The sequence below is a fragment of the Paraburkholderia sp. LEh10 genome (assembly GCF_017814945.1).
Classification (GTDB): domain Bacteria; phylum Pseudomonadota; class Gammaproteobacteria; order Burkholderiales; family Burkholderiaceae; genus Paraburkholderia.
The window spans coordinates 82,682-97,445 of sequence record NZ_JAGIPX010000013.1; the positions used below are offsets into that span (position 1 = coordinate 82,682).

15 protein-coding genes are annotated in these 14,764 nt (G+C 61.7%); 4 read left to right on the top strand and 11 right to left on the bottom strand.

The genetic code is table 11. From position 1 onward, the window contains the following. Window positions 1-16: 16 nt before the first annotated feature. The 3 genes from J8I87_RS44710 to J8I87_RS13560 all read right to left on the bottom strand — a co-directional run bounded on the left by J8I87_RS44710 (window position 17) and on the right by J8I87_RS13560 (window position 1,543). Window positions 17-202 (bottom strand): hypothetical protein, encoded by a 186-nt coding sequence (locus J8I87_RS44710; protein WP_245253911.1) that lies wholly within the window; start codon window positions 200-202, stop codon window positions 17-19. A gap of 200 nt (window positions 203-402) precedes the next feature. Next, window positions 403-903: a DUF417 family protein gene (locus J8I87_RS13555; protein ID WP_209931967.1), complete on the bottom strand. Its 501-nt coding sequence runs from the start codon at window positions 901-903 to the stop codon at window positions 403-405. Window positions 904-1,003: 100 nt separating this feature from the next. Next, the gene (locus tag J8I87_RS13560; RefSeq protein WP_209931968.1) at window positions 1,004-1,543 is read right to left on the bottom strand and encodes a carboxymuconolactone decarboxylase family protein; all 540 of its coding nucleotides are present in this window, start codon (window positions 1,541-1,543) and stop codon (window positions 1,004-1,006) included. 115 nt (window positions 1,544-1,658) lie between these two features. On the opposite strand from J8I87_RS13560, the gene J8I87_RS13565 reads away from it, so the two are divergent. Next, the gene (locus J8I87_RS13565) at window positions 1,659-1,865 is read left to right on the top strand and encodes a hypothetical protein (protein ID WP_209931969.1); all 207 of its coding nucleotides are present in this window, start codon (window positions 1,659-1,661) and stop codon (window positions 1,863-1,865) included. Window positions 1,866-2,096: 231 nt separating this feature from the next. Here the strand turns inward: J8I87_RS13565 and J8I87_RS13570 are convergent, their stop codons facing one another. The 5 genes from J8I87_RS13570 to J8I87_RS13590 all read right to left on the bottom strand — a co-directional run bounded on the left by J8I87_RS13570 (window position 2,097) and on the right by J8I87_RS13590 (window position 8,261). After that, on the bottom strand, window positions 2,097-2,930 hold the full coding sequence (locus J8I87_RS13570; protein WP_209931970.1) for a shikimate dehydrogenase family protein: 834 nt from the start codon (window positions 2,928-2,930) through the stop codon (window positions 2,097-2,099). Window positions 2,931-2,963: 33 nt separating this feature from the next. After that, window positions 2,964-4,349 (bottom strand): MFS transporter, encoded by a 1,386-nt coding sequence (locus J8I87_RS13575; RefSeq protein ID WP_209931971.1) that lies wholly within the window; start codon window positions 4,347-4,349, stop codon window positions 2,964-2,966. A 329-nt stretch (window positions 4,350-4,678) separates the two neighbouring features. Next, complete coding sequence (locus tag J8I87_RS13580) at window positions 4,679-6,301, bottom strand: ATP-binding protein (protein WP_209931972.1); 1,623 nt, start codon at window positions 6,299-6,301, stop codon at window positions 4,679-4,681. Between the two features lie 37 nt (window positions 6,302-6,338). Beyond that, entirely contained in the window at window positions 6,339-7,016 is a 678-nt protein-coding gene (locus J8I87_RS13585) for an alpha/beta hydrolase (protein WP_209931973.1), read from the bottom strand. 909 nt (window positions 7,017-7,925) lie between these two features. Continuing rightward, the gene (locus J8I87_RS13590) at window positions 7,926-8,261 is read right to left on the bottom strand and encodes a winged helix-turn-helix transcriptional regulator (RefSeq protein ID WP_209931974.1); all 336 of its coding nucleotides are present in this window, start codon (window positions 8,259-8,261) and stop codon (window positions 7,926-7,928) included. 95 nt (window positions 8,262-8,356) lie between these two features. Between J8I87_RS13590 and J8I87_RS13595 the strand changes: the two genes are divergently transcribed. Then, complete coding sequence (locus J8I87_RS13595; protein WP_209931975.1) at window positions 8,357-8,506, top strand: hypothetical protein; 150 nt, start codon at window positions 8,357-8,359, stop codon at window positions 8,504-8,506. Window positions 8,507-8,683: 177 nt separating this feature from the next. After that, window positions 8,684-9,463 carry an SDR family oxidoreductase gene (locus J8I87_RS13600; protein WP_209931976.1) on the top strand — a complete coding sequence of 260 codons (780 nt, stop codon included), beginning with the start codon at window positions 8,684-8,686 and terminating at the stop codon, window positions 9,461-9,463. Window positions 9,464-9,915: 452 nt separating this feature from the next. On the opposite strand, the gene J8I87_RS13605 is transcribed toward J8I87_RS13600, so the two are convergent. Next, on the bottom strand, window positions 9,916-10,899 hold the full coding sequence (locus J8I87_RS13605; RefSeq protein WP_209931977.1) for an AraC family transcriptional regulator: 984 nt from the start codon (window positions 10,897-10,899) through the stop codon (window positions 9,916-9,918). Window positions 10,900-11,061: 162 nt separating this feature from the next. On the opposite strand from J8I87_RS13605, the gene J8I87_RS13610 reads away from it, so the two are divergent. Beyond that, a complete protein-coding gene (locus J8I87_RS13610) occupies window positions 11,062-12,438 on the top strand; it encodes an NAD-dependent succinate-semialdehyde dehydrogenase (RefSeq protein WP_209931978.1) in 1,377 nt (458 codons plus the stop codon). Window positions 12,439-12,487: 49 nt separating this feature from the next. Here J8I87_RS13610 and J8I87_RS13615 read toward each other — a convergent pair whose 3' ends face one another. Beyond that, on the bottom strand, window positions 12,488-13,861 hold the full coding sequence (locus J8I87_RS13615) for an MFS transporter (protein ID WP_209931979.1): 1,374 nt from the start codon (window positions 13,859-13,861) through the stop codon (window positions 12,488-12,490). Window positions 13,862-13,925: 64 nt separating this feature from the next. Continuing rightward, window positions 13,926-14,747, bottom strand: a complete 822-nt coding sequence (locus J8I87_RS13620; RefSeq protein WP_209931980.1) for an enoyl-CoA hydratase-related protein — start codon at window positions 14,745-14,747, stop codon at window positions 13,926-13,928. Window positions 14,748-14,764 lie beyond the last annotated feature (17 nt).

A 14,764-nucleotide genomic window follows, 5' to 3' on the forward strand; every position in this document is an offset into this window, starting at 1 on the left:
CGCATCGATTGCGCGATCAACGATGCCCAGGTTGTCGAAGATTGCGAGCGTGCTCGGCGTAGTGCCGAGCGCCTTGCAGAAAAAATCCCTTCGCGGACATCCCGTCGATCACGCTCACCGCGATGCCGTCACGCTGCAATCCGGTTCCAGGCAGCAAGCCGACAGGCGCGGCGCCAGCCACGAGGACATCCACGTTTTCCATCTTCTGCTCCTCACAGGTCATTGCGCATCCTGTCAAAAGGAACTACCACGCGAACCAAAGAAGCATAAGCGATACGTCACGCGACAGCAGATCGACGGACGAATTGGAAGCGCGGCTCCTGCGCGCCGCCGCATTCGAAGCCGCACCTACGTTCGAGCCACTGCCGCCGCCTGCGCGAGCGGTGCGATGAAGCCGATACGCTACGCCGCTGACGCCCCTTCTCTCGCATCGTTCGCGCGCCGCCGCACCGACGCGGCAAGCAGCGTCAAACAGGCTGCAAGCAAGGCGACGTCTTTGAGCAGAAACTGCTCGAGCAGCGTCGACACAATCGGAAAGCCGGACGGGCTCGTCAGTGTGATGCCGGGCGTGCTGAAGACGAATGAGGTCGTCAGCACGAACGTCAACGCTGCCATTGCGGCCCCGGTCGCGGAGGCGACGGGCACCACCGATCCCGCGATCAGGAATGCTGCCGTGACCAGCTCGATCGTCCCGATGATCCGCGCTTCCCCGATTACACCGAATACTCCCAGCCAACTGATGAACGGGCTGTGAGAGATCAGCGGCGCAATCGCGTCGGCCGCATACGGAGTAAATTTCTGAATGCCGAACCAGACGAAAATCGCCACCATCGACCACCTAAGCAGCGCCAGATGATGGTTGTTCGTGCCGCTGCGCTCGGCTACCTGAAATTGCGTGGACATTGTCCGCTCCTGTCGTATTGCGCCCGCATCAGCCGGGCGCCTGCTCTATCACCTCGACGGGCGGGCCGGGCGAGCGATCGCGCCCGCCCCGGCCTGCCGGTTACTTCACCGGCGGGAAATCGACGGTGGTGTCGTTGATGCGGTTGAACGTGTTGGTGAAGATGGTCAGCGCGATCGCCAATGAGATCTCCGCGAGTTGGGTCTCCGTGTACTGCGCTGCACGGATCGCGTCGAAGTCCGCCTGCGAGAGCGTGCCGCTGCTCAACTGCAGCTTGCGCACGAAGGCGATGAGCGCATCGCGCTTCGAATCGCCCGTCGGCGCGCCCGCGCGGATGCCGTTGATCGCATCGGCGCTCAGGCCGACCATCTTGCCCAGCATCACGTGCGCGGCAACACAGTAGTCGCAGCCGGTCAATTCGCTGACAACCAGCTTGATCGTCTCCAGATCCTGCTTGCTGAGACTGCCACCCGCCAACGCGCCTTCGGCATTGAGCACGGCGGCCAGCGAAGCAGGCGCGAGATGGCCGAGCGCTGCGAACAGATTGGGTACGCTGCCTCCCGCAACCTTCTTGACCTGTGCATAGACTTCGGCAGTGGCGCCCGTCGCGGTGTTGATAGCGGGAATGGAAATGCGGCTCATGGTGTGACTCCTGATACGAACGTGGTGAAGGAGTCGCCACTTTACGACCGGTAGATGAGCTTGCCGAGACTCAAAAGCGCCAATAAAATGCTCAAACGTATCAACAGAGCGAGTGATGCCAGAAACCATCGATTGGCTCAGCCAGTTGCTCCAAATCATCACCGTGACGGGCGAAAGCGTTGCGCTCTTCGAGTCGGACGCTGTGGTGATCGGTCATCGTCCGCGTAAGGGGTTGGCTCGCTGGCTCGGCGAGCGCCCCGTTCACAATGACCTTGCCGAACAGTTGAAAGGCTCGACGCTCATCACCGTCACAGCCGCGTGAATCGCGCGTGCTACCGGCTTTAGCGGCCCACGTGACGTATCACGAAGCGCCCGGCAATGAAGAGACCGATACGCGATAGCCGCTGCCGACACGCACCGGCGCGAGATCGGATATTTCCTCGCCCTCCGCCACGGGGAGCGTCAGTTGACCCTCGCCCGCCCATGCGTCGCCCCGACATCACGAGCTCGTGGACAGCCCAGCGCCCTTCGTCGATACCGGCATTGAAGCGGCTCAATACGCGATGGTCGCCGCGTCGCGCAGTTCTTCGGCACTCGCGGTGCCGAAGCCGAAGAACTCCAGATAAGCGGGGATCATTTCGAACAGCATGTCGGTGCCGACCTGCACTTCGCAGCCCTTCTCGCGCGCCGCGCGCAGGAACGGCGTGTACTCCGACTTCATCACGACTTCGCCGACGAAGCATTCGGGCGAGATGCGCGCGACATCGAAGGGAAGCGGATCGTCCTCTTTCATGCCGAGCGGCGTCGCATTCACGACGACGTCGAAGCCTGCCGGGTCCTTCGAGCCCGTGCGCACCGTCAGCGCCGGATAGTGCTCGCGCAACCGCTGCGCGAGCCCGTCAGCCGATTCGCTGCGCGTGTCGTACAGGGCCAATTCGCCGACGCCCGCCGCCGCGAGCGAGGCGGCAATCGCCGAGCCGACCCCGCCCGAGCCCGAGACCAGCACCCGCGCGCCCTTGAGCTGCCGCCCCTTGCGCAGCACGCCGCGCACGAAGCCCGCGCCGTCGAACTGATCGCCGATCAGCGTCCCGTCGGGACGCTTGAGCACCGCGTTGCAGGCGCCCGCGATGCGCACCGCGGGCGTGACCTCATCCACGAGTCCAACGGTCGTGACCTTGTGCGGCATCGTGATCAGCGCCCCACGCAGGTTGCTGAAGCGGAAGATCGACTCGAAGCTCTGCAAGAAGTCTTCCGCCTTCACGCCCATCGGCACGACGACGGCGTCGATGCCCTTTTTATCGAACCAGGGGTTGTAGATCATCGGCGACTTGAAGCTCTCCGTCGGGAAGCCGATGTGCGCGATCAGGGTGGTCTTTCCGGAAATCATGGTCAGTGGTGCTCTCTCAGACGACAGTTGCGTTCAGTGTGCGAATGCAGCGGCGCGCGCGCGGTCGTACTCGGTCTTGTCGACGGGTTTCGCGTCCGGCTCGCCCAGATCGCTCATATGAACGCGGTAGGTTTCGCGGGCGCTGAACGCGGCCAGCGAGGCAATCACGGTGATGGCAAAAGCGAGGCCGCCGACCGTCAGCCAGATGTTCGCAGCACCCGGGGGCGCCACTGCCGTGAACAGCGCGGGCAGCATAGCGGTGATCGCGGTGCCGATGTTCTGTGCAATCGCCATCGCCGAGACGCGGGTGCGCGTCGGGAACAGTTCCGGGTAAAAGCTCGGGAACACCGCGTTGTAGCCCTGATAGACCACACCCCACATCAGGATCGACATCACGAAGGCGAACGGCACGTTATGAATGCTGATCGCGTACAGGTAGGCGAAGGAAAGCAGCCCCGCCAGCAGCGAACCGACGATCATGGGCGGCTTGCGGCCGATCTTGTCGGACAGGTTGCCGACGTACGGAATCACCAGCACGGCGACGATGTTGCCGACGACGGGAATCCACAGATACACGTCCTTTGCGAAGCCGATGCCGTAGGCGGGCTGCACTGCGTAGGCCGCGCCGAAGATGGTGGCGACGACGGGAATCACGTTCATCAGCGCCATGCAGATGACGCGCAGCATGTTCGGCGTGCTGTCCTTGAATGCGTCGATCACGGGCGAGCGCGCACGGCCTTTCTTCTCCCCGGCTTCCGTGAAGGCGGGCGTCTCCTCGACCTTGCGGCGAATGATCCAGCCCGCGATGATCACCACGAAGCTCAGCAGGAACGGAATGCGCCAGCCCCAGACATTGAACTGCTCGGCGGGCATGTAGTGCGCAAGCGGCAGGAACACGGCGGCGGCCAGGATCTGCCCTGCCTGCACGCCTTGCAGCGTGAAGCTGGAATAGAAGCCACGGCGGCCGAACGGCGCGTGTTCGAGGATCATGGAGCTCGCGCCGGAGATTTCGCCGGCCACCGCGAAGCCCTGAAGCAGGCGCAGGAGCACCAGCAGCACGGGCGCGAGCAGGCCGACCTGTTCGTAAGTCGGCAGCAGGCCCACGCCGATCGTCGAAAAGCCCATCAGGAACATACACGCGATCAGCACGTTCTTGCGCCCGTGCGTATCGCCGAGGTGGCCCAGCACGAACGCGCCGATGGGCCGCGCTACATAGCCCACTCCGTAGGTCGCCAGCGACGCGACGATGGCCGTCGTCGCATTGCCCTTCGGAAAGAAGATCTGCGGAAAGATCAGAGCTGAAGCCGTCGCGTAGATGAAGAAGTCGTAGTATTCGAGCGCAGAGCCGATCCAGCCGCTTGCGGCCGCTTTCTTCGACTGATGCTTGCCTTCTGGCTCGTGTGCCGTGGCTGGGGTCATGCTTGTCTCCTGATTGTGTAGGATCTTCGACCAGGTTCAAACGTCACCTGATGGACCGCAGCGTAGCCCTTAGCAGGGGCAGCAACAAGGGACTCGCGCGCCGGTTCGTTCGATTATCGCGCATATACGAGCGGTAATCGAACGGTCCAAGGGTTTCTCCGAGCACTCGCGGTGCCCCCGATTGCAAGGCAAAGAGGCCGCCAGGTGGTCGCGCGATGCCGCGCGACGCTGCGAAAAACAGCGTCGCGTGTCGACGTTCGGGAGGAAGCGCCAGCCGTGCCGCTGGGCGCTTTATTGACTGATCATTTCAGCGCTGTCCGCGCCGCACTTCACGCATGTCCGCGAAACAGCGCGCAGATCCTGAACGCTTCCTCGGAAAGCGGGATCTGCTTCGCGCGGCAGTAGCGCGTGGTCAGCTTCAGGAGTTCCTTGATGTCGCGTCCGCTCGATTTCGGCCAGGCGTTCGTCAGCGCTTCGATCAGACCGTCGTCGAGATCGGCGCCCAGTTGCCCGGCGAGCAACGTCCATAGCCGGATCGCGTCGGCCTTCGGTGGCGTCTCGTAGTGGACCTTTGCAATGCAGCGCGACAGGATTGCGTCGTCGACATCGTCGATCCGGTTGGTCGTCATGAACAGCAGGCCGCTGAAGTACTCGAGCGTGCGCAGGAACTCCGCGACGATCGCGTTGTGCTCCAGATCGTTGTCGCGGCGGCGGATGTAGACATCGGCTTCGTCCAGCAACAGGATCGCGTCCCAGCGCGTGGCGCGCTGCAAAATGCCCGACAGCGCCGCCCCGACGCAAGCCGCCGTCGTCCCGAGCTGCCCCGAATGCACGCGGTACAGCGGCTTGCCGACCACTTCCGAATAGACCTCCGCCGTCAACGTCTTGCCAAGCCCCGGCGCGCCCTGGCACAGGATCGTCGTGCCGCCCGACTTGCCCGGCACGAAGTCCTGCACGAACACGTTCGTCTTCGACGTGAGAATGTCGATCAGATCGCGGTGATGCTCCGGCAGAACCAGCTTATCGCGCAGTTCGGGCTGGTAGCGATACTCGGTCATGTGCTGGACATGCACCCAGATGTTCCGATGCCACTCCAGATGAAACAGGCACACATAGCAATGCAGCGGAACGTTGTCGAAGCCGCAATCGATGTTCGTGCCGCGCCAGAACCCGGCGTCGGCCGTCATCTGGAAGCGGCGCTCCAGCGTTTCTTCGTCGTTCACGCACTTCGCGCTCACGCCGTCGGCGATGCGGATCAGCTCGGCGGCGCCTTTTGCATCGACGGCATAGGCCGCGTTCGACACGACGAATTGCGCGCCGAAGCGAGGCTGAAAATCGAGGAAGCGCTGCGCGTGCCGCTCGTATTCGAGCTTGAATTCCGCGCACTCCTTGTAGAACCCGAACTCCGCCAGCAGTTCGGGGATCGTGCGGTTCACGACGTCGTGACGGTTGATGACGAGCGAAGTCGTCATGCCCGAAATACGCATGTGGGGATCGGTGCGCTCGGAGTTCGCGGACTGCATCGTATTCGCCAGCATGTCGATCACGACGTACGGCATGCCCTGCTCGGGCTCGACGAAACGCATGCGGCGTACGAGCCACGGCAGCAGCGTGCCGTCTTTCGCGCGGCTGTACAGCCAGCCGTCGATGGCATCGCGCGACAGATACGCAATCAGCCCCGGCACGAGTTGATCGAGCGCGGGGATGATGCGCGCCTGTGGCGCGTTGTAGATGTTGTCGAGCGCCAGCATCTGAAACATCAGCGCGCGCTCGTTGTTCGCCTTGCTCAGCGAATAGAGCGTGTTTAGCGATCTCGAATTGAACAGCTTGCTGGACACCAGCATCTTGCCGTGACACGCGCCATGCTGATTCAGTTGCCGTGCAAGCGGCGAACCGGATTCGATCATCGCAAGCAGGGGATGCACCAGTGATTCCGGTATTTCGAAGTCCATAGACGCACTCGTATCGGGTGGTGGCTCGAAGGCCTGGCTAGCCGACGAAGAACTGGATTGCCATGCCGACGACGGCCGGCTGGATCGCATGCAACCCGTTGAATTCGATGTATCGAACGTCGTAGCCGGCCGCCTTCAGCTTCGCCGCGTTCGCGCGGCCGCTGGTTTGGACTGGCAGTTGCTCGTCGCGCAAGCCGTGCGCGATGAAGACCTTGGGCGCGCCTTCCTGCGTGAAGATCGACATGAAGCCGCCGGAAAAGGCGATCACATGACTCGCGATGTCGCCGTTCGTGATGCCGATGGATAGCGCGTAACTCGCGCCGTCCGAGAATCCCGCAAAGGCGAGACGGCTGCCGTCGATACGGTAGCGGGACGCGACCTCGACCAGCGCGCGATCCAGCCGCTCGAGGTCCGGGCCGCTTCCGCCTATCACGATGTCCCAGGTGGGGTACATCGAATGCGGCGCGAGCACCAGAAACCGCTCGCGCTCCGCGTGCTCTTCGATGAATGGCAGGACCTTTTCGGGAAAGCCGCCCGCGCCATGAAACATCACGAAAAGCGGCACGGGCTTGTCAGGTTCGAGGTTCTGTGGCACGAACAGGATGGCGTCGCGCTCGGCGTCTATCCCGAGACGGTTGCGGCCGGGCGCCAACGCGCCTTTGGCGGGTTCAACGGGCGCAAACGACAGACGGCCAAGCAGCGATGGATCGAACATGGTGGAACCCGGATTGAACGCGCGGCGCGCCGCGCACGAGTGATCATTCCTGCCACTACCCGACTACGACCCATGCGTTCTCGACGCCCGGATTCTCTAGCTGCGTGCCGCGCGTGCGCTTCAGAGGCAGCCAACGGTAGAGGTTGATATGTAATATATCATGAATGAGGCGATGTATGGATAATGGGTATCACTCATGGGGAAGGATATCGATAGGTCAGTAGACAAACAATTCTGTTCCCCAATGCCCGGAAGCCCCAAACACCCCGATTACGCAAGTAAGTTTCCTAAAATTAGATGAGACAAAACAAGGGATCTTGCGCCCCCTAGCGCCTTGCGGTGGAAGCCTCAGCTCGCGGACGAGCACATGGTCAATCTTCCATACTCGGAACTGGAGTTTGCCAATCTGAGCAATGACGCTCGGGTATGGTTCACCACCACCACCACATACGCAGGTAAGTATGTTGGCGTTCGCTTATGCAGATTCCGAAATACCAAGTTGCCTTCGGTCTCTCGAAGAGGTCCTCAATGATCGTGGATTCCAGAGTCAAACTCTTGATGGAAAGAACGCTATATTCGCGTCGTGGCGTATGAGATACAACGAAAAACTTGCGTCCGAAATGGGACTTGGAAGGTCTCGCCACCGCCAAGTAGAACGCGCGCGATTCGGCCTAAGCGGTCGTTGGAGGGTCTGCAACCGAGCGGCAGCTGAGAGGCGCTTTGCCGCCGTTCGCGCCGTCGTAGCCTCGAATGTCAAATGCCGATGCGACTGAACGAGCACTCCCGACCCACTCCGGTCCGATAACTTTCTCCGAACCGGTCAGTCAGCCAAATCCAGGTTTTGCGAAGTGGAGTGCCGATAAGCGGCCGTTGGCGACCTCACCCGATCGGCCCAGCAGCGGTCATTTGTTAGTCTTTTACAGTGTCCCGCTGTTCCGCCCATTTAAGGAGAGCATCCAGAGCGGGACAAAACGCCTGTCCCCAGTCAGTCAGCCGGTATTCGACCTTGGGCGGAACCTCCGGATAGAGCTTTCTCGCCACGATGCCGTCCGCTTCCAATTGGCGTAGCTGCTGTGCCAGCATCTTCTGCGAAATCCCCGGGATAAGCTTTTCCAGAGCGGAGAATCGCTGTACCTTGCCATCGAACAGATGGAACAGGATGACCAGCTTCCAGCGTCCCTCCAGCAACTGGAGGACTTCCGCGACGCCGATTGCCGCCGTCGCGGGGGTATAAACCTTTCCCATAGGTATCTAACTTACTTTTTCGTGCGTTCTTGTTGAATAGTGAGTTTATAGCGAAAATTCCTGTATCCCATAGTTTGCCATTAAAGCTCCAGATCATGAGCATTTCACTACCGGATTCGGTTGCCATTTTCTTTGAGGTGAGCAACGGCGTCGCGCCTTCGGTCCTGCGACACGCTTTTTCTGAACGTGCCGTCGTCCACGACGAAGGCGAGAGCTATCGAGGACATGAAGCTATCGAAGCCTGACTCGCAGGAGCGCAACGCAAGTACGCCTATCTCGTCGAGCCGTTGACGGCCGTGCCGGACACTGTTGGCGTTACCGTCGTGGCTCGATATGTCGGGCAATTTCCCAGGCAGTCCTACTGACCTTAGACATGTATTCCGGCTTAGCAACGACAAGATTGAATTTTTGGAGATTCACTGATGACCATGAACCTCGAACTCGAAGGCAAGCGCGTGCTTGTCACGGCCGGTACCAAGGGCGTTGGCAAGGCCGTTGTCGAACTGCTCAGCGAACTCGGCGCTCGCGTCCTCACCACGGCTCGCGCGAAACCGGACTTCATACCCGATGCGATCTTCGTCGCGGCCGACCTTACCACGCCTAAAGGCTGCGCCACAGTCGCGGAGGCCGTTGAAGACAGACTGGGCGGTGTGGACGCCATCGTCCATGTCCTGGGTGGATCATCGGCCCCACCCGGGGGCTTTATTGCACTCGACGATACGGAGTGGCAAAAGGAGCTTAACCTCAATCTATTTCCTGCTGTGCGACTTGATCGAGCGTTGCTGCCGGGAATGATCGCGCGAGGCGCTGGCGTCATCATTCATGTCACATCCATCCAGAATCGACTGCCGTTGCCGGCCTCGACAACGGCCTACGCTGCGGCCAAGGCGGCACTGTCCACGTACAGTAAGAGTCTGTCGAAGGAAGTTACGCCTAAAGGTGTACGCGTCGTGCGCGTGTCACCGGGTTGGGTGGAAACTGAGGCCGCTGTGGCCTTGGCGGAACGGCTCGCCAGCCAAGCCGGTACTGATTACGAAGGAGGCAAGCGGATCATCATGGATGCGCTGGGTGGTATTCCGCTAGGACGCCCGTCGAAGCCCGAGGAAGTGGCCGATCTGATCGCTTTCCTGATTTCGCCGCGTGCTGCGGCGATTAGTGGAACGGAATTCGTCATCGATGGCGGAACCATTCCAGTCGCGTAATGTAAGCTCGTAACGGATCTCCGCTGATAGGCGGCCCGTCACTCAAGCGCGGCTGCCTGTCCGAATAGCCGTTTGGGGTGTGGACCACTGTCCCCTTTCGGGTCGGGCTGCGTCAGTCTGCTCCTCGAACTCATCGCTCGAAAGCGGTCACTTGAATTCAGCGGCCTGAAAGCAGCCAGTCGGCAGTGGGTACTCCCGACCCGAAGCGGTCCTAGATGGCCTCATCGGCGAAGGGCCTGCCTTAGCCGAACTCTGCCGACCAGCAAGATCACCGGAATTCTCCGCAGCAGCAGTACCGCCGCCCACGCAGCCACCCGTCTGCCGTATGCAAAACGCCGCGAATCAAAGGACCTGTCACGGCAATCAACCGTCAAGGGATCTCAACATCCGCGCCGGAGGCTCTGTGCTTCCAGCGGCAAGGAAGCGATGGTCGAAATCATTCAACTGCCGAATCAATGCGACGAAACGTATATCGAGGCCGGCTCCGCGTCGGGCAGCGCGAAATGCCGCTTCATCCGTCGCAATTCTTCCGAAGGCGTGCCGCCAAAGAGCCGCTTGAACTCGCGGCTGAACTGCGACGCGCTTTCATAGCCCACTTCGGCGCTTGCCGCGGCGGCGGTCATTCCATGCCGCGCCATCAATAGCCTCGCCTGATGCAGTCGTGTCGACTTGATGTACTGCAGCGGAGACGTCTTCGTAGCCGCCTTGAAATGCATATGAAACGACGGCACGCTCATCGTCGCTTCTCTTGCGAGCGTTTCGATCGTCAGCGCCTCGGCATAGCTCGAATGAATCTTGCGCAGCACTCTGGAAATGCGCCCGAAGTTTCCGTCCAGGTTGAGCGCCGCACGCATCGAAGCGCCCTGCTCTCCGACAAAGACGCGAAAGTAAATCTCCCGCACCAGCGACGGCCCCAATAGCGCGGCTTCGAGCGGATCGCGCATTGCATCGAGAAACCGCAGTATGGTTTCGCCGAGTGCCAGATCGAGCCTCGTCGTGGCCATGCCGCCCGGTTCGCCCGGCACCACGCCGCTGCGCTCGTCGATCTGCAGCAATACGTCGGCGGCAAGCATCGGATCAAGGCGCACGTACACCGCGAGCAATGGTTCGTCGGCGGAGGCGTCGGTCTCCATGGAGAACGGCAGCGGCAAGGCGACGGCCAGATAGTGCTGCGCATCGTAGATATATATGTTGCTGCCGAGATAGCCGCGTTTGCGACCTTGCGCGATGAGGACGATACCCGGCTCGTACAGCACCGGCGTGCGCATCAGCGGGCGGTTCGATCGTAACAGGCGAATGTCGGACATCGGCGTCGAGTTATAGCCTTCGTTCGGCGCCAGATCCAGCAGCCGGCTCACCATCGAGGCGTGCACCCGAGCCAGTGCTGCGCCTTCGGTTTCCGTCGTCGGCAATCTGTGAGAGCGATGCGTCTTCATGCTTCGGGTTCGCTAAGGGTATTCATAGGATCGGGCAAGCTTCGCAGACGATCGCACATTCCCGCCCTGTCACAACAGCCCTAGCATTCGATCATGCATCCGCAGCGTGAATCGCGCCGCGTCGATGCGCTGAGAAGGCTCACTTACTTCGGAGAATAAAGCATGATCGATGTACTCAATCCCGCCGACGGCACAGTCGTCGGGCAAGTCGAACATCATTCGGAAGCCCAGGTGCGCGCGGCCATCGACCGCACATGCGCGGCCTTTCCGGTCTGGTCGCGCACCCTGGCGCGCGAACGAAGTAATCTGCTGCGCAAATGGTTCGACCTGGTCAGCGCCGACAAGACCGCATTCGCTGAACTGATGTGTCGCGAGAACGGCAAGTGCCTGTCGGAAGCCTTCGGCGAGATCGAGTATGGGCTCGGCTTCATCGAATGGTACGCGGAGGAAGCTAAACGCGTATATGGCGATACCATCCCCACTCACGCGAAAGACGCAGCGGTGATCGTCACGAAAGAACCTGTCGGGCCAGTTGCGTCGATCACGCCGTGGAATTTCCCGTTCATGATGATCACGCGCAAGGTCGCGACCGCGCTCGCGGCGGGCTGCACGATCCTCTTGAAGCCTGCCGAGGAAACCCCGCTGACCGCGTACAAGCTGCTCGAATACGCGCGTCGTGCCGGCATTCCGGAAGGCGTGTTCGAGCTGGTGACCGGCGACCCTGTGCAGATCGGCAAGCTGATCACCGACGATCCGCGCATCCGGAAGATCTCGTTTACGGGTTCGACCGCGGTCGGCAAGTTGCTCGCCGCGCAGTGCGCTGGCACGCTGAAGACGATGACGATGGAACTCGGCGGCAACGCACCATTCGTGGTCTTCGACGACGCCGATCTCGATGCGGCCGCAAAAGCACTCGTGTCTGCAAAGCTGCGCAACAGCGGGCAGGTCTGCATCTCGCCGAACCGCGTTTATGTCCAGGCGAGCGTGCACGACGCGTTCGTTCAGCGCGTCAAGGCGCTCGTCGAGGCCATTCCGGTCGATCAAGGGTTGCAGGAACGGTTCGTCGTCGGTCCGTTGATCAATCGGGCGGCCATCGACAAGGTCGGCCAGCTCGTCGACGATTCCCGCAAGCGCGGCGCCGAGATCGTGCTCGGCGGACATCCGCACGCAAAAGGCGGACTCTTCTATGCGCCCACGATTCTCGTCGATGTCGCTGACGATATGCCGATCGCCTCGACCGAAATATTCGGACCCGTCTTCCCGATCTATCGCTTCTCCACCGAGGCCGAAGTCATTGCACGCAGCAACGACACCGAATATGGTCTCGTCGCCTATGCGTTCACTCCCGATCTGGGCCGTGCATTCCGGCTGTCGCGCGACCTCGAGGCGGGCATGGTGATTCTGAATTCCGGCTCGGTAGGCACGGCTTCGGTGCCGTTCGGCGGCGTGAAGCAATCCGGGTACGGGCGCGAAGGCAGTCATCATGGAATCGAGGAATATGTGCACGTGAAATACACGCTGATGAGCGGTCTCGCCTGAACGGCGCGAGGCGCGACATCGCGATGCCGCGCCTCGTGTCATCGCTGGCTCAGCGTACCGGCAACTGGGCCGCGTCCGCAGGGCTTGCGCACTGGACTTCGTGATTGCGCTGACGGATGAGCCGATCCTGCCGCAGTCCCCAGAAGAACGTGACGGCGAGACAGGGCAACAGCGACACAATCGAGTACCCGACGCCCGCAAGCGGGTTGCCAGTCAGATTGACGAGCGAAAGACTGATCAACGGAAGGAACCCGCCGAACAGGACATTGCCGAGCTGTTGCGACAATCCAAAGCCCGTGGTCCGGCTTTGGGGCGGAAAACATTCGGCGATGAACGCCGGCAACGGCGCCATGATCATCGCGGTCAACACGGCCAGCAGCGCGATGAGCAGCGTCACCGCAGCCCAGCCGACCGCAACCGCATTCGTCCTGATACCCGCGAACGCCGGATACGCTGCAAGTATCCAGAGCACGATGCCGATCAACATGACGCGCGACCGGCCGATCGCGTCGGACAGACGGCCGAACACCGGATAAAGCGGCGCGGCCACGACGATCGCAATACCGAGGCACAGATTCGCGCGTGAAGGATCGACCTTCAACACGTTCTGCAGGAAGTACAGCATGTAGACGATCGACGTATAGAGCGATACCGACGTTCCTCCCTGGGCGCCGAACATCGCGACAAGAATCGCCTTCCATGATGTCGCGCTCGACAAGGTGTCCTGCAGCGGCGATTTCGACAGACGGCCGGCCTGCTTCATCTCCGCGAACACGGGCGTTTCCGTCATGCCGAGCCGAATCCATGTCGCCACCGCGACGATCGGCGCCGAGATCAGGAACGGGACGCGCCAGCCCCAGGATTCGAACGCCGATGCATCGAGCGCAAACTTCAGCGCGGACACGATCGCCAGCGCCAGCAGCAGGCCGACGCTCGCGGTGCTCTGCAGCACGCTGGTCGCCATGCCTTTGCGGCCCGCGGGCGCATGCTCCATCACGTACACCACCGCGGAGCCGTATTCGCCGCCGAGCGCGACGCCCTGCAACACGCGCAGCGTGATCAGGCCGATCGGCGCAAGCACGCCGGCCGCCGCGTAGGTCGGCAGACAGCCGATGCCCACCGTCGCGATACCCATGATCGCGAGCGTGATGACGAACGTCTTCTTGCGTCCGATCCGGTCGGCCATCGGGCTGAAGATGATCGTGCCCAACGGCCGCGCGACATACGCGATGCCGAACGTGGCGACGCCCGCCATCGCGGCGACGGTCCGGTCGGCCGATGGAAGGAACAAGTTCGTCAAGGTCGACGTCAGCGCGACGTAGACAAAGAAATCGTAGTACTCGAGCATCGTGCCGAGGCTCGATGTGGCGATGATCCGCAGCATGCCGGGCTTTGGCTTGCGGGCTCCGGAAGTCGTGGACATGGTCGTCTCCTCTGATTCAGTTTGTGAGGCCCCGCGCGCTCGACGCGGTGGCCGTATCGGCACATCACATGTGCGTGCGCTTTTTCGCCGCCTGTTGTTCGAGAAACCGGCCGACGGCCTCTTTGTGCTCGTGGCCGCACAAGAGAATGGCCTGCATGCTTGCCGCCATGTCGAGCGTCGTCGAGAGCGAAGCGTCGGCCGCTTCGCGCACGAGCCGCTTCGCCATGCGCAGCGCCGTCGGCGGGTTCTGCGCGATGTGCTTCGCCAGCGATCGGGCCTCGATGTCGAGCGCGTCTTCCGGCACCACCTTGTACACGATGCCCAGGCCCAGCGCCGCTTCTGCATCGATGAACTCGTTGGTGAGCGTCAGTTCGAGCGCCTTCGCGTGGCCCACGATACGCGCAAGGAACCACGATCCGCCAATGCCCGACACCAGCCCGAGCCGCAAGAAACTTTCTGCGAACACGGCTTTCGTGCTCGCCACGCGGATATCGCACATGAGCGCGAGATCGCAGCCCGCTCCGATCGCGGCGCCATTGACCGCGCACACCGACGGCACGTCGAGACCACTCAGTGCGCGCGTGATCCTGTGCAGGCTGCGAAGCAGGCGGTCGCGTACTTCCTCGACGCTGCCGCTCATGAGATCGCTGCCGCTTTGCATGTCCTTCACATTGCCGCCGGTGCAGAAGTGCCGCGACGACGAACGCAGCAGAACACAGTGCATGTCGCGCCGGTCGTTGACCTGCTCAAGCGCGCCCGACAGTGCCTCCGTCATCGCGACGTTCAGCGCGTTGCCGTCGCTCGGGCTGTTGAGCGTGAGCGTGAGCACGCCGTCATCGACGGACGACTCGACCAGTGAACCGGCATCGTTTGGATAAGCTGACACGAAGAAGTCTCCTGATT

Bases quoted from the DNA above. Each gene is read 5' to 3' on its own strand.
- J8I87_RS44710 (WP_245253911.1), bottom strand. From the start codon at position 202: ATGGAAAACGTGGATGTCCTCGTGGCTGGCGCCGCGCCTGTCGGCTTG.
- J8I87_RS13555 (WP_209931967.1), bottom strand. From the start codon at position 903: ATGTCCACGCAATTTCAGGTAGCCGAGCGCAGCGGCACGAACAACCAT.
- J8I87_RS13560 (WP_209931968.1), bottom strand. From the start codon at position 1,543: ATGAGCCGCATTTCCATTCCCGCTATCAACACCGCGACGGGCGCCACT.
- J8I87_RS13565 (WP_209931969.1), top strand. From the start codon at position 1,659: ATGCCAGAAACCATCGATTGGCTCAGCCAGTTGCTCCAAATCATCACC.
- J8I87_RS13570 (WP_209931970.1), bottom strand. From the start codon at position 2,930: ATGATTTCCGGAAAGACCACCCTGATCGCGCACATCGGCTTCCCGACG.
- J8I87_RS13575 (WP_209931971.1), bottom strand. From the start codon at position 4,349: ATGACCCCAGCCACGGCACACGAGCCAGAAGGCAAGCATCAGTCGAAG.
- J8I87_RS13580 (WP_209931972.1), bottom strand. From the start codon at position 6,301: ATGGACTTCGAAATACCGGAATCACTGGTGCATCCCCTGCTTGCGATG.
- J8I87_RS13585 (WP_209931973.1), bottom strand. From the start codon at position 7,016: ATGTTCGATCCATCGCTGCTTGGCCGTCTGTCGTTTGCGCCCGTTGAA.
- J8I87_RS13590 (WP_209931974.1), bottom strand. From the start codon at position 8,261: ATGGGAAAGGTTTATACCCCCGCGACGGCGGCAATCGGCGTCGCGGAA.
- J8I87_RS13595 (WP_209931975.1), top strand. From the start codon at position 8,357: ATGAGCATTTCACTACCGGATTCGGTTGCCATTTTCTTTGAGGTGAGC.
- J8I87_RS13600 (WP_209931976.1), top strand. From the start codon at position 8,684: ATGACCATGAACCTCGAACTCGAAGGCAAGCGCGTGCTTGTCACGGCC.
- J8I87_RS13605 (WP_209931977.1), bottom strand. From the start codon at position 10,899: ATGAAGACGCATCGCTCTCACAGATTGCCGACGACGGAAACCGAAGGC.
- J8I87_RS13610 (WP_209931978.1), top strand. From the start codon at position 11,062: ATGATCGATGTACTCAATCCCGCCGACGGCACAGTCGTCGGGCAAGTC.
- J8I87_RS13615 (WP_209931979.1), bottom strand. From the start codon at position 13,861: ATGTCCACGACTTCCGGAGCCCGCAAGCCAAAGCCCGGCATGCTGCGG.